The sequence below is a fragment of the Candidatus Magnetominusculus xianensis genome (assembly GCA_001541255.1).
Lineage (GTDB): Bacteria > Nitrospirota > Thermodesulfovibrionia > Thermodesulfovibrionales > Magnetobacteriaceae > Magnetominusculus > Magnetominusculus xianensis.
This window is the reverse complement of the sequence record LNQR01000129.1, coordinates 26,261-52,190: the sequence shown is the minus strand read 5'-3', so window position 1 is coordinate 52,190 and position 25,930 is coordinate 26,261. Positions and strand designations below refer to the sequence as shown.

Below are 25,930 nucleotides of genomic sequence, written 5' to 3'. Positions count from 1 at the left end.
AATCATGGGTTGATAATACTATAAATGACAAATAATGCTCTCAAAAACCCTTTATAGCGATAGGTGCAAATTCCTATGTCGGAGCTTGGGGGAAAAGTTTGACTTGCAGACAGGGGGCATATTATGTTACTATCACATATCAAACGTGTGTGCAGAGGGTGTCAAGAGGGTGTCAAATTATGGATTATTCAAAGGCTACTGAGTTTGAAGATTTTAACATTATACTCAAAGGTATAATAAACTATCTCAAAGAACAATGCGGCGGCGATGCGGCATTGGATGATGACCAGGAGGCCCTAATCTCCGAGGTGGTGAGCTATGTTGACTTACAGGCACGGCTCAAAAGAAAACTCCTGCAAATCGGCATCGCCCTATCGGCGGAGAGAAATATCGATGCCCTGCTTGAGATGATCGTGACTGAGGCGATGAACTTCACTAGCGCCGACGGCGGAACGCTTTATATTACGTCACCTGACGCCAAAAGTCTGACATTTAAGATAATCCACAATAATTCATTAAATGTAAAAAAAGGCGGCATAAGCGGCGAGCCTCTCAAATTTCCACCGGTGCCGCTCTTCAAGGATGACGGCACAAAAAACATGCACAATGTCTCCACGTATGTGGCCTTAACCGGTGAAACAATCAACTTTCCAGACGTATATGAAATAGAAGGGTTTGACTTTAAGGGGACAAAGGAATACGACAAAAAAAACAACTACCGCTCCCGTTCAATGCTTGTTACCCCCATGAAAAATCACGAAGGCGAGATAATCGGCGTCTTGCAACTGATTAATGCCGGTGATGGTACCGGCACTGTGATACAGTTCTCCCCTGACTATCAATTTTTAATCGAGTCTCTGGCCTCACAAGCGGCCATTGCCATTACAAACACAACACTTATAAGAGAGTTAAAAGAGCTGTTGGATTCCTTTGTCAAGGTAATAGCGTCCGCAATTGACGAAAAATCCCCATATACGGGTGGACATATAAGACGTGTCGCAGAGCTGACGATGGATATTGCCACCGAACTTGGCAAATCGCAAGAGGACAGATGGAAGAATTTTACACTTACCCCGGAAGAGCAGATGGAGCTAAAAACAGCAGCGTTGATGCACGACGTTGGAAAAATCACCACGCCTGAATACGTAGTGGATAAGTCCACGAAACTAGAGACTATTACTGATCGTATAGAGACTGTAATTATGGGGATTGAGGTATTAAAAAGGGACATTGAAATCAGATATTTAAAGAAGAAGTCCGAACTTGAGGCCGAACATGGCGGAAACGGTCAGAGTGCCCTGCAAAGACTCGCTGAGGATTTCACGCAGCGAATTGCAGAGCTTGATGACGACATAGAGTTTCTGAAGAAGGCAAACATAGGAGGGGAGTTTATCTCTGACGCCCATATCGAAAGGATAAACAAGATAGCCTCATATAGTATTACCGTCAAAGGAAAGGCAGAGCCAATCTTGTGTGATGATGAGCTAGCAAATCTGTGCATTCGCAGAGGAACGCTCAACGACGAGGAACGTAAAGTAATAATGAATCACGTCACGATGTCAATTAAGATGTTAAGCCAGTTACCCTGGCCTAAAAGCATGAAAAATGTACCCATTTACGCAGGGCAGCACCACGAAAAACTTGACGGCACAGGGTACCCCTACGGTCTCTCAGCAGATAAGCTCTCAACTAAGTCAAGGATAATGGCAATAGCAGATATATTTGAAGCCCTGACAGCAGCAGACAGGCCATACAGACCGGGTAAAAAGCTCTCCGAGTGTGTTAGAATACTAGGTTTCATGGTAAAAGATAAGCATGTCGATAAGGAACTGGTCGATTTCCTTATAACCTCAGGGATAATAGTTAATTATGCGAAAAAGGAAATGAAGGATTACCAGTTAGATAATTTCACCTATGACGGCAAAGAATACAAGGTCATGTAATCATATGCCGCAAATATTCAGGAGGTACTAATGAAAAATGTAGTTAAGCTCTTGTCATTTAATACGTTCATACCAGTATTTTATCCTGCTCTGATGCTGCCAATAAAGCCATGGCGCACGAAGGCAATAAAAATGCTGGATTTTCACACCGGAGACCGTGTGATTGTCCCCGGCGTGGGAAGCGGTCACGACCTTTCCTCCCTGCCTAACGATGTCCATGTCGATGGTGTTGACATAAGCGACGTTATGCTAGGGTTAGGAAGATTAAAACTCAAGCTCTTCGGCAGGGAAAAGCACGTAACCCTTAACAAGATGGACGCTGAAAAACTGTTTTTCGACGATAATACGTTTGACAAGGCGATATTAAGCCTGTTTCTTACTGTTGTGTTCGACGCGAAAAAGGCATTTAAAGAGATCGTCAGGGTGGTAAAACCCGGTGGGCAGATACTCATATTTGACCATCTGTTTAGAAAAGGGGATGTCCCCACAGTGCTTGCCAAACCGATTGACGCGGTCTTAAGCTACGGCTTTGCGAGTGTAGCCAGGGTGCTTGATGACATAATTGAAGGACATCCTGTCACGGTGGAAAAAATTGTAAAAGGCGATCCGGTAGGGTTCATTAAAGGGTTCTTACTGGTCAAACACTAAGCCCCCTACCCTCTTGAACAACGCACTGATATATCCTGAGATATTTAACAGCTCAGGGATTACCGCATTTTTTACGGGCAGGACAGTGGGAATTGATAAGACAAAATTCCCGCTTCCTCAAAACCCGGAGCCAATGCTCTACATGCCCGTTCAAAGACACACAAATACTGTGATAATTATCAGGAAAGGCTCTAACCTTGCGGAGTTAGATTTAGGGCGCATAGGCGATGCCGTTGTCACAGACAGAGCAGATGTTGTAGCCGGTGTACGTACTGCGGACTGCGTTCCAATATTACTATACGACAGTGTGATGGCTGTGGCCGGGGCGGTTCACGCTGGGTGGCGCGGTACAGGTAAGGGCATATTGAAGGCCGTGATTAATATATTTATTGAAGACTTCGGCACTAAGCCAAAAGATATATTGATTGCCTTCGGGCCGTCCATACGCGGGTGCTGTTACGTCGTAGGGGAAGAGGTAGTGGAGGCCGTCACATTAGAAAGCGGGAAAGGGGATTATATCACAGAAAAAGACGGTCGTCCATACGTTGACCTCGTTGGGGCAAATACTGCCCAGGCGTTATCGTTAGGTGTAAGACGGGAAAATATCTGGACATCCGGCAGTTGTACTTTTTGTGATTCAGAATATTTTTTTTCATTCCGTAAAGAGGGCACTCTAAGGGGAAGCCAGGGGGCATTCATATCTGCGTCACCCCATAAACGAGAATACAAGGAATGACCATCATCAGCCATTCCCCCCAGGAGACAATAGAAATAGGCAGGCACATCGGCAGACACCTAATCAAGGGACTGAGCGCATTCATGTACGGTGAGCTTGGGGCAGGGAAGACAATGCTTATTAAAGGCGTCGGCTCTGTATTTGGGATACCGGAGCGCGACATCACAAGCGCCACTTATACAATAATTGCCGAATACGAGGGGGCTGTTCCATTCTACCACATAGACCTCTACCGGCTTGATGATATTAAGTCAATAGAGGAGGCAGGTGTTTTTGAGTGCATTGGGCATGGGAAGGCTTCGGCAGTTGAATGGGCTGAGAAACTTGACGGCGTTATCAGCGGGGCCATCAGAGTTGATATTTCATACGTCGATAATGACACAAGGCAAATAACAATACAAGGGATAGATGAAAAAGATTGGGATTATAACCAGACCGGGTAAGGGCGAGGCGCTTGAGATATTAACGGGATTGATTCCCTGGCTAAACGGTCATGACTGCGAGGTGTATGTTGATAAAGACACTGCGCGCCAGCTTGGAAATATAAATGTTGATTTCAAGGAATGCCTCCGTAGTGAGATGCCGCTGTATGTGGGGCTGATAATTGCACTTGGCGGGGATGGGACAATGCTTGCCGCCTCAAGGATTGCTGCCCGGAGGGGAATTCCGCTCTTTGGAATTAATCTTGGAGGTCTTGGGTTTATCACCGAGGTAAACAAATCGGAGACCTATGCCGTCATAGAAAAAGTGGTATCGGGGGAATGTGACATAGAAGAAAGATTAATGCTTGACGCCTCTGTGATAAGGGCCGGGAACGTGGCCGCCAGATACACTGTATTAAATGATATAGTGGTAAACAAGGGGGCGCTTGCAAGAATATTTGACATAGAGGTATCCATTGACGGCAGATATGTGACTACATACAAGGCCGATGGGCTGATATTTGCAACACCAACCGGCTCAACAGCATACAACCTGTCTGCCGGGGGCCCAATCCTCTACCCAACGATGCACTGTATCGTGCTGACCCCGATATGTTCCCATACACTTACTAACAGGCCGATAGTAGTCCCGGACGACGCCAGTATCGAGGCCGTAGTTAAGACCGGGACTGAGGATATTTGCCTGACACTTGATGGACAAATGGGCTTTCACCTCAAGCAAAACGACGTAATAGAAGTAAGGAAGTCGGCATACAAGACTAGTCTGGTTATACCATATGAAAGGGACTATTTTCAGATATTAAGGGAAAAGCTCAAATGGGGGCAGAGATAACGACGATGACAGACAAACTAATCAAAGAAAAATTAACTGATTTATTAAAGATATACGATAAGCTGGGTTTTGAGGCCTTGCCTGAAACAGTGCTTACAGTTCCAAAATCTAATCCATCTGAAGCGCTCTTAAAGGCCATAAGAGACGACATAGGAAACTGCACAAGATGCAAACTCCACACTGGCAGAAAGAACATAGTCTTTGGCGAAGGGGACCCGGGCACAAGGCTGATGTTTGTGGGCGAGGGTCCCGGGGCAGATGAGGACGAATCAGGAAGGCCGTTTGTCGGGCGGGCAGGCAAGGTATTAGAAAGCCTGATAAATAAGATGGGCTTCCAGCGTGAGGCAGTATATATTGCAAACATAGTAAAGTGCAGGCCCCCGGGCAACAGAGAACCGGAGGAGGATGAAATAGCCGCTTGCCGTGGATTCGTAGAAAGACAGATAGAGGTAGTAGCCCCTGATGCTATAATGACCCTCGGCAACGTATCGACAAAGACGCTGCTGTCGACAGATAAGACGATAGGTCAGATGAGGGGCGAGTTCCATGATTACAACGGTATCAAGGTGATGCCGACATATCACCCGTCGTATTTTCTAAGAAACCCAAGCAAGAAGATATTTACGTGGAATGACGCGGTAAAGGTGCTGAACTATCTGGGCATTGAAGTAATAAGCTCTAAGTGAGAGACTACAGAGGGTCGATGTCACCTGACTATTCTACTTATTATGGGTCTCAACTTGAAGAATGAGGGCTCTGCCCTCAAACTCCCGGCAGGGAACTTGTCCCCTGCACCCCATCTAACGGGGCTTCGCCCCTTTGAATCTATATTATTATGAGTTAGAATAATTGACATCCCTGCTCTTTAAATTCCTCAATTTTAACCAACAAATCCTCCTCCGTGCAATCCAGGTATACAGCCAAACATTTAATGCAAAATAGATTTTTTGTGCGTCTGCCGAGGAGTTTCCTGTTCAGCGCGAAATGGTCTTTCGGCAGCGCACAATTACACTGAAGACATACTGGTTTCATATTCGTCATCAGCCGCTTTTCAGCACTATATCTGGAATATCCCTGCCGCGATATTCCGTGTCTATAATCCCAAGCTGAGTCTTTATAATCCTTCTCATCGATTTCGCCGGCTCAAGACAGTATTGACTAAACTGCTGCGAATCAATATCCTCAGATTTTCTGATATGAGGAAACAGTAATTTCATAAAACCTGTACAAATCTTTTTTATCGCCTCAGTGTCTCGTGTATCTGCAGTGGTTGGGACATCAAGGACCTCATCGACAATTACCCTGTAGATTGGCTCATCCCTAAACATATGAAGGATTTCAGAGAAATATTCTACGTTGAGCGCCCATGCGTTGACTTTCAGGTCTTCTTTCATTCGGGGGATTGCCCATCCCTTGATAAACCCGTGGAAGCGGTCGATTAGGGCGGATTCGTGGAAGACCTCAGGCAGATTCATAAACATATTGACGTTTACATTCATATGCTGTTCGTCGATATTCCCAAGAAGAATAACGCCTGCGTGCCCTGTACCTCTGTAGTCGCCTACGCGGTACTCGCCGCTTTCCATATAGCCCTTGAGTATGCCCTGCATCTCGTTCTTATCGGGGAATGTTATGCTCTGTACCTCGTCAAGCGCAACATAATCATATCTGGAGGCCAGACCGCCCGCACCCTTACTAATATCGTAGAACATCTTTGCCCGTGAGATACTGCCGCCGCTGATGAGCCATCCATACTTACTGAGCTGTGAAAACAGATATGACTTACCGGTACCCTTTGGCGCAAGTTCAATAAGATTCAGACGTTTTTCGATAAAAGGCAATAACCGGCTGAGCATAGTGAGTTTTTGAGAGCTGCCGCTGTATCCTGCTGGATTGTAATCTATTGCGCTGAGTATTATATCTATCCACTCTGCCAGCGTAAACTCGGCTCTTGCCCCGATGTAGTAGTCCATATCTATGGTATAGGGACAAAATGGTTTGAAATCCACCATCTTTATTACGGTTTCCTCGCGTGTGCCATGATTCGTACAGACCAGCTCCACCACACCCCAGACCTCATTCGGTGAAAATAGATAATCCTTGTTCAACTCAACAGTGTCCCAGTCGGCAATGGCCTCTCCTTTTCTCTTTGGCACGGCAAAATCAGGCAGACTAAAAAATGCTGTACGACTTGATATATCTATCTCAACCTTTACCTTTGCAAGAAACCTGACGGACTGATAATTTCTTGCCATCTCAAATTTCAGATGTTCCCATTGTTCCTTTTTCGGGATGACCTTCCTGACGTAAGCAGAGACCTCTTCTTTGTCTATAACGCCGTTTTCATCGGCGAACTTCATAAGAATCCAGTCTCTCATAAAAGAAGGCAGGCTCAATACAGAAAAAAACTTCCCCTGATCGGGAGACTTATAAACCAGCATATCTGAAAAATATTTTTTTAACTTATCCTGTTCAGCCGCCATGTATTATCCTCTCACATATTATACATCAAGTTATATATCAAGCGTCGATGTTATGCCCTTTTGTATTTTATATTGAATACTCCCTAATAGCCTGCCCTCATGTAAAATTTTGGCCTTGTAATTATCTATTTTTCTGTCCACATCAGGCTCAAAATACCAGCAGTCAATGTCTCTGGCGCAGTCATATCTTTTGCTTTGAACCTCTGCATATAACTTATCGAAATCCCTGTCAATCTGAAATTTAACGACAGCTTTTTGCCCTGCCCGCAGCCGGATTTCAGGCGTGACAACGGTAATAGTCACCGCCGCATCAAACGGCCGTTTCGACAATTCTATAACGGGAACCAGCACCTCCTCCAGGGTCGCCCCGCCGTGTATTTCTCCGGTAATATTCCCTTGTATGCTAAATCTGTCATAACCTGCAAACACATGATATTTGTCTTTATCCACACATCCGGCAATTTCGCCTTCGTAGTTATTGCTGCTGTCTTCGCAGTAGCGCCCGTGTCTTTTAACCGCCGCACCTTCTTTTGCCTTGTGTGCGTGCGCCTGTGCAATTACGGCCAACCTGCTTGCACCGTGGTCGGCGGTAATAATAACTTTTTCATATTCTGATAACTTTTCAACTGCCTGCCTTAACGCCTTCTCAATCAGAGTGAATTCTTGTACTATATATTCGGGATATTCCCCTTTGTGTTTCAGTTCGTCTAATTCGCGAAACTTAATTGGATTTCGCCCCTGTAAAAAATCATTATTTAATTCCGTGATGGTTGGAATATTCGCGTAACCGATTTCGATTTTATAATAAACGCCATGGTGATGCTCCCTAAGCAGGTAAACAATAAGGCTTAAATACTCAACGCCAAGCGCGTCTATCCAGAAGATAAGGGTGCCGTTACCTTTACCATATGCGTCGTCAAAGAGCTTATTCCGTGAGCTTAACTCCCACCAGAGACCCTTCGACGCATATTCACTGACTTTATCAATAAATTCGGTGTTTACCGTATTCGTAATCTTTTGCCGCTTATACTGCCCAAAGTACTCAGTAAATTTTTCGCTCTTAAAGACATACGGCTCAATATATGCCCTCAGCACTGGGTCGGCAGTCTCTAATAAGCACATAATTTTTTCTGTTAATCCCTCGCTCTCTATCGTCCTGAGTATTTCACATCTTTCTTTTGATGTGTAATCGGTGAGATAATGCAGCCTTTGCGTGGGTTTCTTTTTATTGATCTCATCCCAAAAAGACTGCGTCAATGTTTCAATTGACAGACATTTCAGGTATTCCTTCCGTTCACGATAAAAGCCATCATACTGGTTATGCTTAAAATCTATCTTACAAATTAACTCAATTATGTTATCTCTAATGTTATCTCTATATGTGTCGCAGCCCTGAGTATCTAATGCCATGCGCAGATACCCGTCTGCAGACTCCAGCTTTGACCATAACCATATAGCCCATTTCTCAAATTCGGTACACCCGCCCCATTTCTCAAACAAATATTTGGCATTATATCCTGGAATGTTAAATATACGGGCAAAGACCCCGCCTAATGTCCTGTCAGAGTTCATTCGGTTAAGAAGTTCGCTCCAGTGCAAATTAGTACCCATCGATTCGCTTATTGCATTGATATTGCAATGATACTTTAATACATCAAATGCTGTTATCAATACCGTTACTTTATCAGCGCTGATGATATCTTTATAGAACAGTATATCACTTACGCGCAGCACTATAGGCTTATCTGGATTTTCCTCCCAATAACTATAATACCTTTTGATTCCTGTTATGTTATAGCCCGTCAAATCAACATTATTCAGGTCGCTTGGGAGTATGATAAGTGAGTAGTCGTCATCTTCTGTAGTTTCAAGGAATAATATATTTTTCTCATATCGAATATCCCTTTTGATAAATTCAGAAAGAACGTTTTTCATTCGATACAGCGGGATAAAAATGGCGATCTGTTCGTTGTTAAATCCAAGGTTAATGATTCTGGACAAGATATCGTTAGTCTTGTCATTGTTTATACGCAGGTATTCAGATAGGGGGATTAACAATGTGCGTACTCTTGTTTTTCTTAATTCATTAATCATCCTGTTGATATTAGGGGTTAAATCATTCTCTGCGCAGAAGTCTGACAGCCGCAGTGATTTCTGGCAAATATCAGTAAGCCATGATTTCACAGTAATCCACATATTGAGACTCTCCACATTGATAAAACAAATCGGTACAGTCAGCTCTAAATCGCTGACTACATGGCCTTTAAGTTCATCTAATGTCGCGAAGTTCATGTTTTTGTCTTAGTTGATTTCATTATTCGAATTCCGACAAGCGGGTCGTTTTTTATAAGTTCCTTTAAATAATCTTTGGCGTTGACTGGCGTGAGGCGGTCTATTTCATCAAATACTGTTTTATAATAACCGCCATTATATTTTTCATTTCCAAATTTCTTAATCTTATCTGCAAATTTATCTCTGTCATGATACCAGTTGTAGATATTAGGCGATTCAGATTGCAGGATATTTTTTAATTCACCGAGATCTGCCTCTGTAAATATTATTTCATATTCACCGGAGATAAACTCCTTAAATGTCTTATTACATAGGTCAATATCGTTTAGTGCGGCGATATTCCGGCTCTGTTTCAGGAATTTAATCGCGTTTTCTATAACTTTTCTGTCTGTGGTAGTCAATTCCTTGTTGATTATACCAAATACGCGCATTGCCTCTTGTATTTCGCTGCCAAATAAGCACAATACCGGTATCTTTCTGCTTTCTGACCACTTCTTTGGCGTCTCTGTTGCCGTCAACTCTTTCCATTTTTCAAGCAATGCATTAAAGCTTTTATTTTTTTGATGCTCATAATGGCATTGTTTTAATTCCTGAAGATATTGCTCCAGTGATTTTAAAATAGAATCAGATTCCATTTTTTTATAGATATGTGCGCACTCATCGTCCGAGAGCGGTTCGTTTAGGATATCCGGCAGCATGTCGATGAATATTTTATATTGATCACTATAAAATTTATTAAACATGTCTGAATTTTGTTCTAATTCCGTGATAAGCGCTGCGGCGTTTGTGTTTCTTAAGCTGTCTGTCTTATAAATATCGATTAAATAAAAGAACAGTTGGTTAATTGGTTTACAGGTGTCTTTAAAGAAATCAAAGGGCATTTTAAAAGCGCCTATTTTTGCCTTAATTTTATGTGCTGCAACGCCCAAATCAGAGGCGGGGCTGGCCAAAATCCTGTTTATAGCGTCGATTAGTCTATAATCCTCATAGACCTCTTCAATCTTATTATCTATGTCGCTTTTGTCCCAGAGCCACGATGCGTCGGCAGATAATTTCTCTTTAAGAGCAAGTATATACCCCATATTGCCAATGCCTAATTTGTCAGCAATCGCTTTAATCTCCGGTTTTTGCCGTCCGATATAAATATCCATGCCAATCTTCATATTCTCCTGGGTCGCTGCCTTTATCAGATTGTCCTTAATCCCCGCTTGATAAAGCCGCGCAATTTCCTCTGCGATTTTCGTATGATCACGACCTTCACTTCTTTTTGATGAGACAAACTCACAAAGCAGATCGACTATTTCTATTATCGTGTCTTTTAATCCCGAAGTGTCACTGTCTGTCACATAGTCTCTTATCGCCCACAGGGGGAAATTTATTTTAGATATATGAGTATTTAAGCCATGCAGTATGTCCTGGATAGAGTTTTTCGGGTTTATCGTAAAGATATCGGCCGTAACGCTGCAAAATAGTTCATGTTCCGGGGTCATTCTAACAATACGTAAGTTCTTGTTCATTGATGTTTTTTTGACAATGGTATAAATCATATCTGCCAAACCGTCATGAGTCAGTGGAACTGTGTTTGTCCCATCATGTCTGTAATACTTGCTGTCAGCATATTCTTTTAGTAGAAAGCCCAAAAGAAACACTGACCCAACGCAGTTCATTAATCCAAATGGTTTTAGTTGCAGAGTTTGCCAAATATCTGTTATCTCTATATAATTGTTTTTATCAAATTCTGCCTTAATTAACGACTCAATGGCTGTTTTCATTTTAGATACCGAATGAGATGGATTTATTTTCTCGTAGTCGTGGCTCTTCCACAGGCTTGCCTTTATAAGTTGATTCCTGATAGCGTCAAGGTATTTATAAGTTGAAGAAATATCCTTCTTGTCCATACCCATTACGGCCGTAATTTCACTATATCCATCCCCTTTAAATAATGTATCCATGTCAGCTGCTGTCTCAAGCCCATTAGGATATAATTTATTATTGATCTCTTTAATCTTCTCTCTAAAATTAGCTGGACCTCTTAACTGAACCGGCGGCTCACCTTTAGTATATAGTGAAACGATGGTTACATCTAATTTTTGTATCCACTCGGTGATGATGCCCTTAGCATTTGTGTCATAAAATTTCACCTGTTGATGGTCTGTTTTAGAAAAATATTCTGCCCTCGCTTTTTGGTCAATGTAATTATCATAACTGTGCTGACCAAGCGGCTGTGACGACATATCGGCGATAATGATGTCGTATTTATACTCTTGCAAAATTTTTGTGATTATATCGTGATTTTTTGAGGCGTCCTCATCATTTTTAGCATATAAGAAAACAATAATGATTTTGTTTAGCAGCAATTTTCCAGCAGTCTCGTTAAGTCTGTTTCTAATATCAACATTTGTGGCAGACTCAACATAGCAGCGTGTTTTTAAGTATCCTGATAAATCATAGCGGCTATTTATGCCACAATCCTTAACAATTCTTTCAAACGTGAGGGAGCCCTTCTTGTTATTTATTATGTCGCGAAGCCTCTCTTCATCTATTGTGCGTACCTGCGTAACGTATAAAATATCGTTACCATCAGGGATACTTCCCAAAACACCCTTCTTGACTAACTTGTCCATGACAGTACGCACCTTATCATTTATGTGTGTACCCTCAAAGGCCGCCGATATATTTAAAAGCGTAGGTCTAATGCCTCCACGCATCGCACTCAGGAGGAGAGTTGTCTTAAGCACCCTTTTATCATCTTCATCATCGCATTGATTTTCAAAGGTCATATAATGGCTTATTGTATTTCTGTTTGCCTCGTCGAAGTCGGGATTGTCGGGAGTAAAAAAATAATCCCAGAGATAATCAGTGGTTAGATAACACCAATCATCTATTGAGTGATTCTCGATGTACCAGCGGAAGTTACGCTTGCTCTGTGCACCCTGCAATATCTCACCGCACAGGAATTGAAACATTGTGCGCTGGTTAGAGCTGATGACTGCAGAGATTACCTTTAACATATATGCGGCATACGGGTGAATCGGTAATATTGCCCTTAATTCCTCCCTTTTAATCTCTTCTTTTTTGGTTGTGGAGGCAAATCTCTGCACTCCACTCCATAAATACCGAGAGATTTCTCCCCACTCTTCTTTAAGCTCAGGAAGCTCAGGGTTTGATTGTATCACATTTTTCATAAGCATAAAAGCCGTCGTATCGGGCATTTCTATTGTCTGCAGTTTAAAGCGCGCCTCTATTTTTTTCCTTGAGTCAGCCGCAGGGATAACCTGCGAATGCGTTAAATGTGTTATCAGCAAAAAGTAAAATGGTACAGTAAACGACGCCTGCGCCAACTCCTGAAGGCCAGTCAGGGCGTTTTGATTATTCTTAAAAAACTCGGTAAACTCATCCCAAATAAACACAATAGTGTAGAGATTGTTTCCTTCAATGATGTCTTTAATCCAGGCGATGACGTCATCAGGGTCTTGCGAAAAATTAAAGCCTGACCTGTCGGCAACCTCAATTATTCGCTGTAATAAGTCAAGAGAACCGTCGATATCCAGCTCTTGGAGGTCCTTTATAACATCAGATGGAGCCGCGTATTCGGTGAACTTTTCTCTGTACTGGTTAAACACACCTGAAAAATTAAACGGGGAATCGGGGTTTGTAAGTTTATCTACTATATTGCTGTAAAGACTCTTGCCTCCCCAATATTGATAGCCCTTACCCTTCAGCGCTTGTTTTATGGATTCCTGTATGGCGCCGAACAGCTTGTTATCACCGGTAATGCCCGCTGTTGAGGACCTGTGAACGACTAATATATTGCCTTTTTGCTTTATGCTTTTAAGCCGGTTCGAGATAGTTTGACCAATCCCCTGTTTTTGAAAATAGTCGGTTACATCCCCGATATCGTCCTCTAAAATATGCTTTACTGCAAATGATGCATAGGTCTTACCGGTGCCGTAAGCGCCAGAAATCCATAGAGAACGTCTGCTTTGAGTTGATGCCATCTCAAGAGAACCGGCCAGGTCATCCAGTATACGTTTAAATGTGTCGTGCGGTACAAATGCCTTCCAATGCTCTGGATACTCAGCGTCCAGATTCTTGCTGAACACGGGGAAGAAATGCTTATTCACTGAAATATAATCTTTGTATAACCTTGCCATTTACAGTATATCCCCCCGCGTTATAGTAATTTTAAGACATCGGGCAGCGTCTTTTCTTTTCTCAGGTTTATGTTATCAAGGTCTTTATTGAAGGCCGCCCCAATGAAGTCAGGATAATCGATAGCGAGGCCCTGAACGATTTGTTTTAACTGATCTTTTCCTATGCCAAAAATCCGGGCGGGACTAATCCCCGCGCGCTGCCTGTTATCGTTTATAAGCTCCGTTAATGTAAAACTGTAGTAACCATCGCCTGCCTCAGCAAATTTATACAGGCTGTATAAAATAACGACTGGGTCAGGCTCTCTCCAAGCGGTGCGTGTAACTGCCATAATCGCCTTTCCCTTCAATTCATAGACGCCCACTCCAAGTTCAATCCCGATTGGTGAGGTCTTAAAGGTCTCTTTTAATGACATAACGGCATTTTCCCTCGTCGAGATCGAATGGTTGTCACCAAGCATTGTTATAATATCAATGATTTTATATTCAATACCAAAATCGATGCTTTGAACATACCATCTAACTATTGTCGAGCTATAGACAAGATTATTAAAAATAATCGCCCAACCCCGAATATCATTTGCCCCAAGACGAACAATTTCAGTACCTAAGGGAGTTATCGAATTGCTGGAAGTAATTCCAGACTCTTTCAACCACACCTTGAATCCATCAAACTGATATTTCCCTAACTTGCCGCAGCTCCAAAATTTATCGTTTCCAAGATCAATAAAATACTCCAGCCACTCTTTGCGAAAACCAAAGTGCCTATATCTATCAATTCCTTTTAGGCTCATATTCCCACGTCCCTCAGATACATGTAACGACTTTGCCGCCAAACATCCCTTTTTTTTATCAAGACAACTCTCACAATGTTTACAAGTATCATGTACAGAAACTCTATCACTATCGATATTTAACGCCCCATGCTTGCATTCAACCATACAAACCTTACAGCGCACACAATAAGCAGCCTTATTATAAACATTTTTGAATAAATAAATAAAGCGAATAGAATCTTTCGTAATTAAATAGTTTTCAATTGATACCTTCAGTACATTATTTACCTCTTCAACGTTAAATATATAAACATAATTTTTATATTTTATAGAATAGTTATTATTACCTTCTGAAACGACATCTCCTATTGTTTTTATCCATTCCCTCCAGTCAGCGTGTTTTCCAAGAATGTACATTGTCAACATTTTACCGTCGTACTGTTCGATCACCCCATTATCTCCAATGTTTAAATACCTACCTGCTACCCGCCCTTTCCATCCGCCTGTGTTTAAGTATTTTATTCTATCGGCAGTTACTGAAAACTTCTGTTTAGCGTTGTTGTCTATAATATCAACGAAAGAATGCGTACACTCATGGTAAACACTGTTTGCAATGTATTCCCACCAGGACGAGGCCATCGGACACATCGAACACCCAACCCTGATTGCCCCATATCTGTAGGCATTATTCAATAATAGATCGTTTTCTAAGATATACAGGTATAATTCAGCGGTATTCCAATCCAACAATGTGTGGCAGTTTACCTGTGTCACGTGTTTATCACCATCTGACACTAAGGAGTAACCAGAACGGGAATCGCTTTCCTCAGCACGCACGCCGTCAAACACAAGTGCCTTTAAGTCGGCCTTGCCAACAAGCTGCCGTAGCAGCAGTATCGCGGGGGCTGATTTATGTACGCCGCAGCACCAGCGCTGGGTCCTGCTTGGAGGGCCGAACAGCTCCCACGTTTCCTTGGCATCCATGTGTGATTTTGACGTATGAAACTCCAGCGTTGGCCACCGCTTTTTAGCCAACTCGACGGCCACATAAGTATCAGGCACCTCCATCGTCGTGTCACTAAATACTACTTTAAACTCATTGTGCGGCAGCGCCCTTTGCACCAAATCAAGCAGCACGAGGGAATCCTTGCCACCGCTGAAGGCAACATAAAATACGTCTATTTTTTTCGCCTTATACTCTTTGAAAATCCTGTATATAGTTTCAAGCGTACTCTGTACAACGCCATCATGCAGGGGCTTATTTTTAGCTATCATCGCGGTAACGTCAACAGGTTGAAGCTCCAAATCATTCTCATGCACTTTAACATCGGGCGATGTGTATAATCCTCCGCTATTTACCTCTGCAACAAGTCGTCCTTTATAGATATACCGCCTTGTCTGCGCCCACAACAGCGGCTTGTCTGTCTTTGTATAGCGCCAGTATTTATTAAACCCTAAAAGCTCCAATTCTTCATAGAACACAGGACGCAGCTGCCTCGTAATCCCAGACATTATAGTTGTAAGCACATACCCACCCGTCTCTGAGTCCCATTCATAGTTATACATCTATTATTTCCCTATCAGCTGCTGCCGTGAAGGACAAACCACATAAAAGGCAATGCCAGGCACAAGAATTCATTCTATCTCCCTGCCCAATCAAATATGGACTAGCACATAAGGGACATGTTCTGTATATGGGGGTAATTTCTTTAATGTGAGAAATACGTTTATTTGCAAAAAGACGAAATAAGGTGTATATTCCTCTCAATATTTCATATTTTGGTATCTTTGATTCACCGAGTGTTCTATCATTGAAAACGATTGGTACTTCAGCTATGCTAAAGCCTTGCTGGTAAAGCCGAAACAGACTTTCCATAAAAAAGGCATACCCCTGTGACTTAATAGAGGCAAGACTAAGTTTCTCAAGTTTTGACACTCTAAACACACGAAATGATGTTGTAAACTCGTGCAGAGGTATCTTTAAGAGCAATTTTGCCAAAAGATTTGCACAACGGCTCAAATACTTGCGGTACCCGGAATAGCTACAGTTGCCGCCCTTTACATACCTTGAGCCTATTACAAAATCATAACCTTCCATCTGCTTTAGCAATCTGGGAATATCATCAGGATTATGTGAGTAGTCTGCATCCATGGTAACTACATATCTGTATTTATTTATGACAGCATAGAGGATACCAAGTTTATGGGCACTGCCCAATCCTAGTTTTCTTGGGCGATGGATAACCTTCAGTCTGCTGTTATCTTCCCTAAGTTTATCAAGTAACTCACCAGTGCCGTCGGGTGAGTTATCATCAACAACAAGAATATCATAATCCGGTGATACACTATATATTTGTTCACATAATGCCTTTATATTGTATTTTTCATTATAAGTTGCTGTAAAGATTAAAACTTCGTTTTTTTCCATACTATTTAATTATCTCTTTTCATTTTTGCTTATTATGGCGATCACTTTTTTCTCCCTGATTTAGCGGCAATCGGTTTAAAGTTCTGGTAGAGTACAAATCTCGTAATCAGAGTATCTTCTGTCAAATTCATTTGTCTTCATTTTTTCAAGTTGCTTTCTGTAATATACATGGTATATCATATGATTGTCAAGAACATTTAATCTGAGAAGACTGTGCAGACAGCGGCGCTAAGGAGGGATAGTGAGCATAAACAGCATTATTGATAATCCAAAAAAATACCGATATATTTATTATCTTTCAATAGTGCTTTGTTTTTTGTATCTTCTAAATTTAAGTTGGTTGAAATGGGGAGATATTCTTATAGACACTTTTGACACTTTATTCTACGTGCCAATACAGATATTAAACGGAGCAGTCTTATATAAGGACATATATGCACATTATGGATTCTTTGGTAGTTATTTACTTGCTTTTGCGTTTAAATTGCTCGGGGTAAATAATTATACTGTAATTTATCTTGGCATAATAATTACTTTAACATGTACATTTATGTTATATAAATTAGCCAGATTCTTTTTAAATAGATTCTTTTCTACCTTAATTGCAATTAATTTTCTTATTGTCTTTGCTTTTAGTAACTTTTTATTAAATTTCAGTACTGATGGACTAACTAATTATATTATGCCTTATGCCATTGACGCAACACTCTTTTTTATGTTTATATTGTCTGCTACTTTATTTTACATATTTTTTATATATTCAGATAATTTTAAGTATCTTTTGTATTGGTCACTTAGTTTATGGTGTGCCTTTATGTGCAGACCTGATATTTCAATATCTATATGGATTGGATTTATTTTTTTAGGTTTTTGTCAACTAAAAAGACTTTTTAAGCTTCATCTGGTTTATTTTATATCTCCTATATTTTTAACAATCTTATCGTATGGTTCTTTCCTTTATTTTAATGATGCCTTTTATGGGTTTAAGTTTAGCATTATTGATTATATATTTACGCTTACAAAAATCAAACCTGAGATTACCAAACGCGTAGCTGGTTATGATCAGCCTGTTGGAAATATTTTGTTAATACTAAAAAGCACTATATTACAGATAGCAGCACTTTGTTTACTACTTTTAATAACTGCTAAAATAGCATCTAACTACGATAACAAGCCGACACGTAGCGTTATAATACGTATAATCCCGTATATACTTATATTTATTTATACTATGTTTATAGGATTTTTATTGATACATTTTATTGGATTTAATCAGTATAGGCTTCTTAATTTTGTATTTATTGGTGGAATATTATATTATGCATATATATTAATAAAGAATACGAAATATAATAAAGACGATTTAATGTTGCTTACTGTATTTATGATATCATTTATACTAACAAGCAGGATATTATTGAAATATATTACAATTGGTACATATGGTTTTTATCTACTGCCTATGGGATTGATATGTTATTATGTATTTTATATTAAAATATTTCCTTCTCTTTATAATAAAATATTTCCCTCCGCTGTTTTAAATTTACGTTATTATTATATATCTATAGCAATGTTATTACTACAGCTTTTAGCTCCATACTATTATCAGCTTCACCTATCCTATATTAATAGAAATATTAATGTAAATACAGCAGTTGGAAAGTTTATATTTCGCAGCGATGAAAGGCTGTATAAAACTCTTGATCTTTCGAAATATTTAACTGATGAGACACCGGCGAAATCTACATTAGCAGTATTTCCGGAAGGGATGTCTATCAATATACTTTCCCAGAGATATACTCCCTTACCATATCGTAACTTATTGCCAACGGATGTCACTACAATTGGAGAACAGAACCTGATTAATATTATTGATAAAAAAAAGATTGATTATATTGCAATATTAAATACTTCAATGGTAGACTTCGGGGCTGATGAGTTTAAATCTTACACTAAAAACCTTTATAAATGGATTCTCGAAAACTATACGCTCAATTATGTTGTGGCTACCCCATTAGAGAATAAGGAATTAGAAAATATTACATTACATACATTCAATGACGTTGAATCTTTAGATAGAGCTCTGCAAAATAATTATAAACATAAAAAATTAATAATTTTACTGTTTAAACGCAGATAATCACAGAGGTGCTGATTGATGATAAATAATAGCAGTACAGATACGATAGCTACACGGTATTTATATTACCTGTCAATAATACTATCTTTCATATATCTGCTAAATATGAGTTGGTTAAAGTGGGGTGATATTCTTGTCGATACCTTTACTTGGACCTTCTTCGTCCCATTGAAATTAGCAAACGGTGCTGTATTATATAAGGATATATACAATAATGTCGGTATTCTGCCGCCATACTTATGCGCTTTTTTATTCAAGGCGCTTGGCAAAAATAACTATACTATAATATATCTCAGTTCAATTATCACATTAACTGGCAGTTTTATGTTATACAAGTTATCAAGATTCTTTTTAAACAGGTTATTTTCAACTTTACTTTCTATAAATTTCCTCTTTATATTTGCATTTAACAATCTGTTTCAATCAGGAATAGCTAATTTCATTATGCCTTACCGCATAAGCGCAACACTATTTTTTCTATTTGTTTTAGCGTCAACCCTGTTCTTCATGTTTTTTTTATACTCAGATAAGGCTAAGTACATCATATACTGGTCTCTTGCTTTATGGTGTGCATTTTTATGCAGAGTAGAAATGGCAGTCACCGTTTGGGGTGCTTTCCTATTTATAGGTATTTGCCTTTTATACAAAAAAAGAATAACTGCCAGTTATTTACTATATTTTATCATGCCTATATTATTAACAATATTATCTTATGGCTCTTTTCTATATTTTAACAACGCATTTGCAGGCTTTAAAACTGGTATTATAGATTTTGTTATAAATAGTATGTACAGCAATACTGCGTATGCAAAATGGGTATCTGGCTATGACAAACCCTGGAAGAATATTTTTGAGATACTAATCAGCACACTATCCCAAGTAACTGCACTAGGCATTGTGATTGCCATAAGCGATAGGCTCTCGAAATATTATGAGAAGATTAAAGATAACAGCCTAAAACGAAAACTGCTATTTATATCTGTAACTATATATACTATACTCATCGGACAGTTATTAACAATTGCTGCTGCTCCTATACGCTACAAGATTCTTAATGTCATATTTATCTGCACAATATTAACATACTTATATAAACTATTGAAAACCCCTTCATATAATAATAAACAGTTAATGCTGCTTTCAATATTTATTGTGTCATTTACTCTGACAATCAGAATATTTTTAGACTATACGCCGCTTAAACACGGATTTTTCCTGTTACCTATGAGCTTGATATGTTATTATATATTTTATATAAAGATATTTCCATCTCTGTATAATAAAACATTTGGTACAACAGATTTACGTTACTATTACATCTCCGCAGCAATTCTGATTGTACAGCTATCACTTCCATCTTATTTCGTTAGTTATTTAAACTATACTAACAGAGAAATCACAGTAAATACTATCGTTGGCCAATTTAATTTTATTAACAATGATAGAACACACAAGGTTATGCAGGCAGCTAGATATTTAGTCGATAAGACGCCAAAGAATTCTACCTTGGTTGTTTTTCCAGAGGGTATCAGCATAAATGTCTTAGCCCAAAGAGATAACCCATTGCCATATACTTCTTTTCTACCATTAGATGTAGAGACGATTGGCGAAGATAAACTTATTAAGAGCATAGCAGATAAAAAAATTGATTATATTGCTGTATTAAATTCTTCAACAGAAGAATGCGGCTATGACAGATTTCAATCCTATGCAAAAGATTTATACAGATGGATAATAGAAAACTACACCCTTGATTATGTAGCCGCTACACCATTAAAGAATAATAATGTTCAGGATATAACAACATATAATTACACCTATTCCGGCTCGGTAGATATAGCTGTGCGGCAAAATTATAAAGTTACTGATCTTACCGTATTGGTGTTTAAGCGCAAGTAACCTTTGACTCGTGTACCGCACTATTTCTTTATAGCATTTAATGCTGTCTCTATTTTTACCTTTAAATCATCTCTTTCTGGGGGCAGCTTTAACAGCGCAATATTAAAAAGGGTTACAGGGTCAGAAGGTTTACCATACATTATAGACAGAGCGGCCAAATTATATATATCCTCATATGATGACTTCGGAGAATACACATCCACAGACTTTTTTAGCGCATCATAGGCCTTTTTATTGTCTCCCAGATTAAAGTAACATATGTATAATTGGTGGTATATTCCCTTTTTTTCTATATCGTTTGCTTTATCAAGGGCAGCTTCCAATATTTTAGCAGCCTCTCCATATTTACGCAGTCCGCTCAGTATCTCTGCCTTTATAGTATAGGCGCCAGTGACTTCGGGATAGTTTTTGATAGTAATGTCTGTATATGGCAGCGCACGCTCATATTGTCCTTTTAAATTGTATATTTGTACCAATGCCTGAGTGACGAGCATATTAGGATAGACGTCGAATATCCTGTTTAATTCCGTAGTATAATTGTCATTTTTGTCAAACTTAATCTGCTCCATTAGCTCAACACCAAGCGCAAATGGATCAATCTCTTTAAGTTCATATTGATTGGCAATTTTGGGATAACTACGATTATTTACAAATAATACCTCAATATCGTCAAAAAATATGGCCTTATAGTTTGGATATCTTTTTATGAGCTTAGTAAACCCTCTATAACCAATTGGTACTGATAAAAAGGCCGGATCATATTTTTCAAGAGTCTTCTTCAAAACTATATCCTCAAGGAATACATTTACTGAAACATACATATCAATATCCGTAAATAGGTGCGGAACTTCCATATCCATAAATATTTTATATTTTGGATACAGCATCCATTGCGTATACCCGCCACAGTTGGGGACAGTCAGCAGATTTCCACCGGCATCTAATCCAGCAAGAAACTGAGTAACCCCGCGTGGAATTGGGGTCAGCCCTCTTTTTAATTCTGACAAAACATTATTTGACATAAAAAATGTCATCAATAAAAAAGCAGTATTGAGCATTAAATAAGATATCTTGCCCTTAATTTCATCAGACTTAGAACTCCCAAATAAATTGGCCGAAGCTATAACAGGCAAGGCAAGCAAAACAAATTCATTGGTAAAGCGTACCCCTCTTAATAATAAAAATGTCCCTCCTATAAACAACATCGCATGATGTATTTTTATACTTCTCTGTAACAGCCCCTTAAGAAATGACAGGAATGCCATAATCAATATAATACTGCTAAACATTGTTAAGTTTGGATTAAGCGGTGACAGTGACAGCGAAAATAGGCCCTTAATTGAAGGCTGCCTGAGTTCGGCAATATATTGGGATGCAAAATCTGTTGAGATAAAAGGCACCTCAAGCAGGCCAAGCCCGTTTGGGGTCACATATATCATCGCCATTGATATAACAAGCGGCAGTGTAAATATCGAACTGCTTTCACTTTTTTCTGACTTTCTCAGGGCAGTCCGTATTCTCAATATAATTGGCTCAACATAGTATGATACCAATATTAACAACATAACTGGAAATTCAATGCCATGTACATTAACCCAAAGCAGTGCCAAAGCTGGCAAAATAATTGTTTTTTTCGGGTAAAACTCAAGTATGCATATAAATGCCGCTATCAGCGCATAGCTAAACACGTGCGGTCTCAGGACAGCATATCTGGGCATCAGCACAACGGCATAGACAATGATTATAAATGTAATATAATTAATATTTTCCTTTTGCCGTTTATAAAGAAAAAAAAGAATGAGCAGTAACATTACCATAAACGACAGCGTCCGAAATGCAATAAGCCCCCGTTCGCCTGTAAATGAATATATCTTATAGACTATTACCTGAAACAGCCAATAGTAGTTACTGCGGAGCCTCTCCGGTTGTATGAATGAAAAATAGCTGTTGTACGCCGGGCTTCCATGTGTTGAAAAATACCTTCCACCGCTTAAATGGTACCAGATATCTGTGTCTCCTACTTGCAGCGGCAGGGACATGAACACATAGGCTATAGACAACAACAATAGCAGTATGAGGACAGCATAGTAATAGTTCGTGATTTTTGATTTAAGATTCATTGTTTTTTCGCAGCCCTATGTTTACCTGCCCTGTCATCATGAGCGGCGCTTAATAGTACGCAATCACGTTTTGTGACGACCCGCCTGGAAAGCGCATCGCATAGTCGGCAAAGTACTGATAGGTTGTAGCACTGGTGTTATAGTAGGAGTGAAGACCAATCTCAGGCGGTAATATTGCAGCGAAATTCTCAGTAGTAATAGCCGGAGGCGTATATGTGGAACTATCAATAATATATGGTTGGCTCGCTAAAGCTGTAAAATTATAGGCATAGGATGACCACGTCCCCGAAGATGTTACATAAGAAGGATTTATCGTATCCCACACAACCCCTTTAAAGTAATGAGTCCAGTTTATTGTGCCGCCGGTGTACATAGTGAGCGCAGGGATTACAATTGATGTAGATGACCCGGTGTATACATAAATATGATTCTCTCTATTGGCTCCATTGAATTTTTCGAGAACCGTTACAAGGATTGTTGACCAGGGGTTAAGTGTCGCCCCGCTGCTGTTGCTTGATACAAGTCCATCGGCAGTCGTTAATCTTTTATAAGCAAGTAAATAATAAGTGCCTTGTATCTCCTTCCACAACACAATGTACACATAATCGTTAGTCAGCGCAGTAAAATCAGCCGCGGTTACCCAGCCCGGACACCCTGAGGTACAGTTCTTTCTGTAAAAAGACACACCATAAGTGGTGTCGTAAGTGTTGTCGCCTGCCTTATGGTTGTCCTCGCCAAGCCTGAAGGACAGCCCTGCCATGTGATCCTGTGCAGTTTCGCTGTCAATATAAACTTTGCACTGCAGCTCATAGCTCAACAGTTGCCCCCCGATATACCATTGGCTGAGCAGGTCTGGTACGCTTGACAGAGGGTTGTTGTTCCAATTCATAGTGGCTTGACTTTGGGTCTGACTGCCTCCAATAGTGCCAAGCTGAAGCACATTGCTGCCTGAGGGCATTTGACCTGTTGGGTCAGAAACAACTGCCGCATCTGTGCCGCTCCAATTATTTTTATTGTCAAAATTATCAATAATCGGTTTGTTCAGCCTAAACGTTACAAGCCTTTGGGCAGTAAAAATAGAGTTCTTGTTCACTGTGCTGGTTGATTTAAGATACAAGTAGGCCTTTTGGGTATTGTCAACTTCCAGCAGGTAGGAGGCATTGCCCAACGGGAATGTTTGATTATCAAGAGCGTAAATATTTGTAGTCACACCAGTGTCAATATCGGAAGCAAGCCGGGGAACGGCATAATTACCGCCTGCCTCAGCAACATAGAGCGCCTTCGTGTGGTAAGTCTTATATGCAGCATTATAGGTCGAGCCTGTAGCAATATACGCAATCCCAGTGCCTATGACCGACATACCAAGCAGTACACCAATCAACCATATAAACGACATACCGTGCTGATTTCTGTGATAGTTATTCGTCAGCCTTACTGTTGCTGCATTATTCTTCATCAGTTTCTCCCATTTTATAAACCACGCGGCACAACTCTATTGGTAAATGATGTAGTATTCCCGTTTTTATCCTTTAATGATATGGTGTATTGAATGACTTTGCTGGTCGAAGTCCACGTTTGTGAGGGCGATGCATCGTCGTAAGTATTTAAATACGACAGGGTAAAACTATCGACAAGGTCAACCAGAGTATCACCGTCAAGAGTAATAGTTGTTCCCAAGATCGCCAATATATGTGACGTTGATGTTGCACTTTGCTTGTATGAAGTATAGGTTATTGATGTGGGTGATGAGGAAGTAGTCGTAACAGACGACAGAATTATCAGCTCCCTTTCTATCCTGTTCATTGCCAACAGCGCCTTTTGCTGTGTCTCTGCGTTGACTTTTGCATACACATATCCCGATGTCACCTGAGTAATGCCGTAACCTGCGAATACGGACACAATGCCCATGATTACAATTGTTACAACAATCTCTATCAGTGTGAAGGCTTTCTCATCGGCTATATATGTTTTATTTTTCATAACCGGTCATTTATACCTTGAAAATATCGTGGTCAAGCTATTGCCGTCATCATCCGCAATTGTCACTTTAAGGGCAGCCCCTATTGTCACAGAGGAAAGGTTTTGACTCGTGTCTATTGTCTCCACACTACCGACGTATTTGATGAAATGTTTATCTTTCAAAATATAGCTGCCGTAAACGTTCGCCTGAACAACAGATATACCCTCTACACCTATGTCATTATCAAACTGATACCAATCGCTGTTATTTTTATAGTTTTTCTTGTAATCTGCAATTATATTTTCCATCACAACCTCCAGCTTAAAGGCATTGCTTGTTTTCCTGTTGACATCAGCGGCGTTTGTGAATGGTGAATTTGCGATTGTAAACATCATTGTCCCGGCAACCGCTACAAGCGTAATTATCAATATGCTCTCTAAAAGTGTAAATCCTCTCTGCCCTAAATGCCTCATGATATGAATCCAGTATTTTTTATTACTGTAATGGACTGTGAATACCCGCCCTTAGTTAAGGTAACTGTTATATCCACAGTTCCGGGGCTGCCCCAGTCGTCAAAGGTTATTGTCGTTGTCGTTGCTGTGACCCCGGATGGGAATGTATGTGTCGCAGTGGTATCCCCGGGAAGCGGAATGGATGATGCAGCCCCATTGTTATAGAGTTGGTAGGATGAGCCGCCCACACTTATGCCCCATGTAGTGCCGTTTAAATGACTCATAGCCTTCAACTGTGCATACCGCAGATGTGTCCTTAAGGTCTCCAACTCAGAATCAACTTGATATGTCTCCGGCGTCGATGAGTAGGATATTACTACCGCTGCAAGCACCCCCACTACCACCAAAAGTGCAACCACTTCTATGAGTGTAAAACCTTTCTCATTTGCACGCGCTAACATTTAGTTCCCCTCTAATGTACTGGTGACCACCTGACTATTACTGCTAAGTTACATTAATCTGTGAGCTGGACTGGATTATTTTCCACCCATAACCCAGTCACTGCTCAACCATGATATATCTCTCTCAGGGAGATGACATTACAAGCAGTCAGCTACTAAACTA

At 40.2% G+C, this 25,930-nt stretch carries 18 protein-coding genes; 8 read left to right on the top strand and 10 right to left on the bottom strand.

Going from position 1 to position 25,930, the window contains the following annotated elements; translation table 11 throughout:
- Positions 1-179 precede the first annotated feature (179 nt).
- The 6 genes from ASN18_RS16275 to ASN18_RS16250 are packed head-to-tail and all read left to right on the top strand — an operon-like array spanning position 180 to position 5,288.
- The gene (locus tag ASN18_RS16275) at positions 180-1,943 is read left to right on the top strand and encodes an HD family phosphohydrolase (protein WP_085053842.1); all 1,764 of its coding nucleotides are present in this window, start codon (positions 180-182) and stop codon (positions 1,941-1,943) included.
- A gap of 30 nt (positions 1,944-1,973) precedes the next feature.
- Positions 1,974-2,591, top strand: a complete 618-nt coding sequence (locus ASN18_RS16270; protein ID WP_085053841.1) for a class I SAM-dependent methyltransferase — start codon at positions 1,974-1,976, stop codon at positions 2,589-2,591.
- A 13-nt stretch (positions 2,592-2,604) separates the two neighbouring features.
- Positions 2,605-3,327 (top strand): peptidoglycan editing factor PgeF, encoded by a 723-nt coding sequence (gene pgeF / locus ASN18_RS16265; protein ID WP_085053840.1) that lies wholly within the window; start codon positions 2,605-2,607, stop codon positions 3,325-3,327.
- Positions 3,324-3,770 (top strand): tRNA (adenosine(37)-N6)-threonylcarbamoyltransferase complex ATPase subunit type 1 TsaE, encoded by a 447-nt coding sequence (gene tsaE, locus ASN18_RS16260; protein WP_085053839.1) that lies wholly within the window; start codon positions 3,324-3,326, stop codon positions 3,768-3,770. The genes pgeF and tsaE overlap by 4 nt, the downstream gene beginning before the upstream one ends.
- The gene (locus ASN18_RS16255; protein ID WP_085053838.1) at positions 3,736-4,602 is read left to right on the top strand and encodes an NAD(+)/NADH kinase; all 867 of its coding nucleotides are present in this window, start codon (positions 3,736-3,738) and stop codon (positions 4,600-4,602) included. The genes tsaE and ASN18_RS16255 overlap by 35 nt, the downstream gene beginning before the upstream one ends.
- On the top strand, positions 4,587-5,288 hold the full coding sequence (locus ASN18_RS16250; protein WP_157073062.1) for a uracil-DNA glycosylase: 702 nt from the start codon (positions 4,587-4,589) through the stop codon (positions 5,286-5,288). Before ASN18_RS16255 ends, ASN18_RS16250 begins: the two co-directional genes overlap by 16 nt.
- Before the next feature lie 354 nt (positions 5,289-5,642).
- Here the strand turns inward: ASN18_RS16250 and brxL are convergent, their stop codons facing one another.
- From brxL to ASN18_RS16220, 5 genes are read right to left on the bottom strand one after another with little or no spacing between them, the layout of a single operon-like run.
- Complete coding sequence (brxL, locus tag ASN18_RS16240) at positions 5,643-7,085, bottom strand: BREX system Lon protease-like protein BrxL (RefSeq protein ID WP_085053837.1); 1,443 nt, start codon at positions 7,083-7,085, stop codon at positions 5,643-5,645.
- Positions 7,086-7,115: 30 nt separating this feature from the next.
- A complete protein-coding gene (gene pglZ, locus ASN18_RS16235; protein ID WP_157073061.1) occupies positions 7,116-9,377 on the bottom strand; it encodes a BREX-4 system phosphatase PglZ in 2,262 nt (753 codons plus the stop codon).
- Positions 9,374-13,531 carry a hypothetical protein gene (locus ASN18_RS16230; RefSeq protein WP_085053835.1) on the bottom strand — a complete coding sequence of 1,386 codons (4,158 nt, stop codon included), beginning with the start codon at positions 13,529-13,531 and terminating at the stop codon, positions 9,374-9,376. Before ASN18_RS16230 ends, pglZ begins: the two co-directional genes overlap by 4 nt.
- A 20-nt stretch (positions 13,532-13,551) precedes the next feature.
- Positions 13,552-15,870, bottom strand: a complete 2,319-nt coding sequence (locus ASN18_RS16225; RefSeq protein WP_085053834.1) for a phosphoadenosine phosphosulfate reductase domain-containing protein — start codon at positions 15,868-15,870, stop codon at positions 13,552-13,554.
- Positions 15,863-16,732 (bottom strand): polyprenol monophosphomannose synthase, encoded by an 870-nt coding sequence (locus tag ASN18_RS16220; protein ID WP_085053833.1) that lies wholly within the window; start codon positions 16,730-16,732, stop codon positions 15,863-15,865. Before ASN18_RS16220 ends, ASN18_RS16225 begins: the two co-directional genes overlap by 8 nt.
- 241 nt (positions 16,733-16,973) lie before the next feature.
- Between ASN18_RS16220 and ASN18_RS16215 the strand changes: the two genes are divergently transcribed.
- On the top strand, positions 16,974-18,875 hold the full coding sequence (locus ASN18_RS16215) for a glycosyltransferase family protein (RefSeq protein WP_085053832.1): 1,902 nt from the start codon (positions 16,974-16,976) through the stop codon (positions 18,873-18,875).
- Between the two features lie 591 nt (positions 18,876-19,466).
- Complete coding sequence (locus ASN18_RS16210; protein WP_157073060.1) at positions 19,467-20,774, top strand: hypothetical protein; 1,308 nt, start codon at positions 19,467-19,469, stop codon at positions 20,772-20,774.
- Between the two features lie 20 nt (positions 20,775-20,794).
- Here the strand turns inward: ASN18_RS16210 and ASN18_RS16205 are convergent, their stop codons facing one another.
- From ASN18_RS16205 to ASN18_RS16185, 5 genes are read right to left on the bottom strand one after another with little or no spacing between them, the layout of a single operon-like run.
- The gene (locus ASN18_RS16205; protein ID WP_085053830.1) at positions 20,795-22,894 is read right to left on the bottom strand and encodes a tetratricopeptide repeat protein; all 2,100 of its coding nucleotides are present in this window, start codon (positions 22,892-22,894) and stop codon (positions 20,795-20,797) included.
- 49 nt (positions 22,895-22,943) lie between these two features.
- Positions 22,944-24,350, bottom strand: a complete 1,407-nt coding sequence (locus ASN18_RS16200; protein ID WP_085053829.1) for a hypothetical protein — start codon at positions 24,348-24,350, stop codon at positions 22,944-22,946.
- Positions 24,351-24,364: 14 nt separating this feature from the next.
- Entirely contained in the window at positions 24,365-24,874 is a 510-nt protein-coding gene (locus tag ASN18_RS16195) for a PulJ/GspJ family protein (RefSeq protein ID WP_085053828.1), read from the bottom strand.
- A 6-nt stretch (positions 24,875-24,880) separates the two neighbouring features.
- On the bottom strand, positions 24,881-25,282 hold the full coding sequence (locus tag ASN18_RS16190; protein WP_157073059.1) for a hypothetical protein: 402 nt from the start codon (positions 25,280-25,282) through the stop codon (positions 24,881-24,883).
- 41 nt (positions 25,283-25,323) lie between these two features.
- Complete coding sequence (locus ASN18_RS16185; RefSeq protein ID WP_085053826.1) at positions 25,324-25,767, bottom strand: pilus assembly FimT family protein; 444 nt, start codon at positions 25,765-25,767, stop codon at positions 25,324-25,326.
- Positions 25,768-25,930 lie beyond the last annotated feature (163 nt).

Excerpts from the sequence above, each read along its gene's own strand:
- ASN18_RS16275 (WP_085053842.1), top strand. The coding sequence starts at position 180 with ATGGATTATTCAAAGGCTACTGAGTTTGAAGATTTTAACATTATACTC.
- ASN18_RS16270 (WP_085053841.1), top strand. The coding sequence starts at position 1,974 with ATGAAAAATGTAGTTAAGCTCTTGTCATTTAATACGTTCATACCAGTA.
- tsaE (WP_085053839.1), top strand. The coding sequence starts at position 3,324 with ATGACCATCATCAGCCATTCCCCCCAGGAGACAATAGAAATAGGCAGG.
- ASN18_RS16255 (WP_085053838.1), top strand. The coding sequence starts at position 3,736 with ATGAAAAAGATTGGGATTATAACCAGACCGGGTAAGGGCGAGGCGCTT.
- ASN18_RS16250 (WP_157073062.1), top strand. The coding sequence starts at position 4,587 with ATGGGGGCAGAGATAACGACGATGACAGACAAACTAATCAAAGAAAAA.
- brxL (WP_085053837.1), bottom strand. The coding sequence starts at position 7,085 with ATGGCGGCTGAACAGGATAAGTTAAAAAAATATTTTTCAGATATGCTG.
- pglZ (WP_157073061.1), bottom strand. The coding sequence starts at position 9,377 with ATGAACTTCGCGACATTAGATGAACTTAAAGGCCATGTAGTCAGCGAT.
- ASN18_RS16230 (WP_085053835.1), bottom strand. The coding sequence starts at position 13,531 with ATGGCAAGGTTATACAAAGATTATATTTCAGTGAATAAGCATTTCTTC.
- ASN18_RS16225 (WP_085053834.1), bottom strand. The coding sequence starts at position 15,870 with ATGTATAACTATGAATGGGACTCAGAGACGGGTGGGTATGTGCTTACA.
- ASN18_RS16220 (WP_085053833.1), bottom strand. The coding sequence starts at position 16,732 with ATGGAAAAAAACGAAGTTTTAATCTTTACAGCAACTTATAATGAAAAA.
- ASN18_RS16210 (WP_157073060.1), top strand. The coding sequence starts at position 19,467 with ATGGCAGTCACCGTTTGGGGTGCTTTCCTATTTATAGGTATTTGCCTT.
- ASN18_RS16205 (WP_085053830.1), bottom strand. The coding sequence starts at position 22,894 with ATGAATCTTAAATCAAAAATCACGAACTATTACTATGCTGTCCTCATA.
- ASN18_RS16200 (WP_085053829.1), bottom strand. The coding sequence starts at position 24,350 with ATGAAGAATAATGCAGCAACAGTAAGGCTGACGAATAACTATCACAGA.
- ASN18_RS16195 (WP_085053828.1), bottom strand. The coding sequence starts at position 24,874 with ATGAAAAATAAAACATATATAGCCGATGAGAAAGCCTTCACACTGATA.
- ASN18_RS16185 (WP_085053826.1), bottom strand. The coding sequence starts at position 25,767 with ATGTTAGCGCGTGCAAATGAGAAAGGTTTTACACTCATAGAAGTGGTT.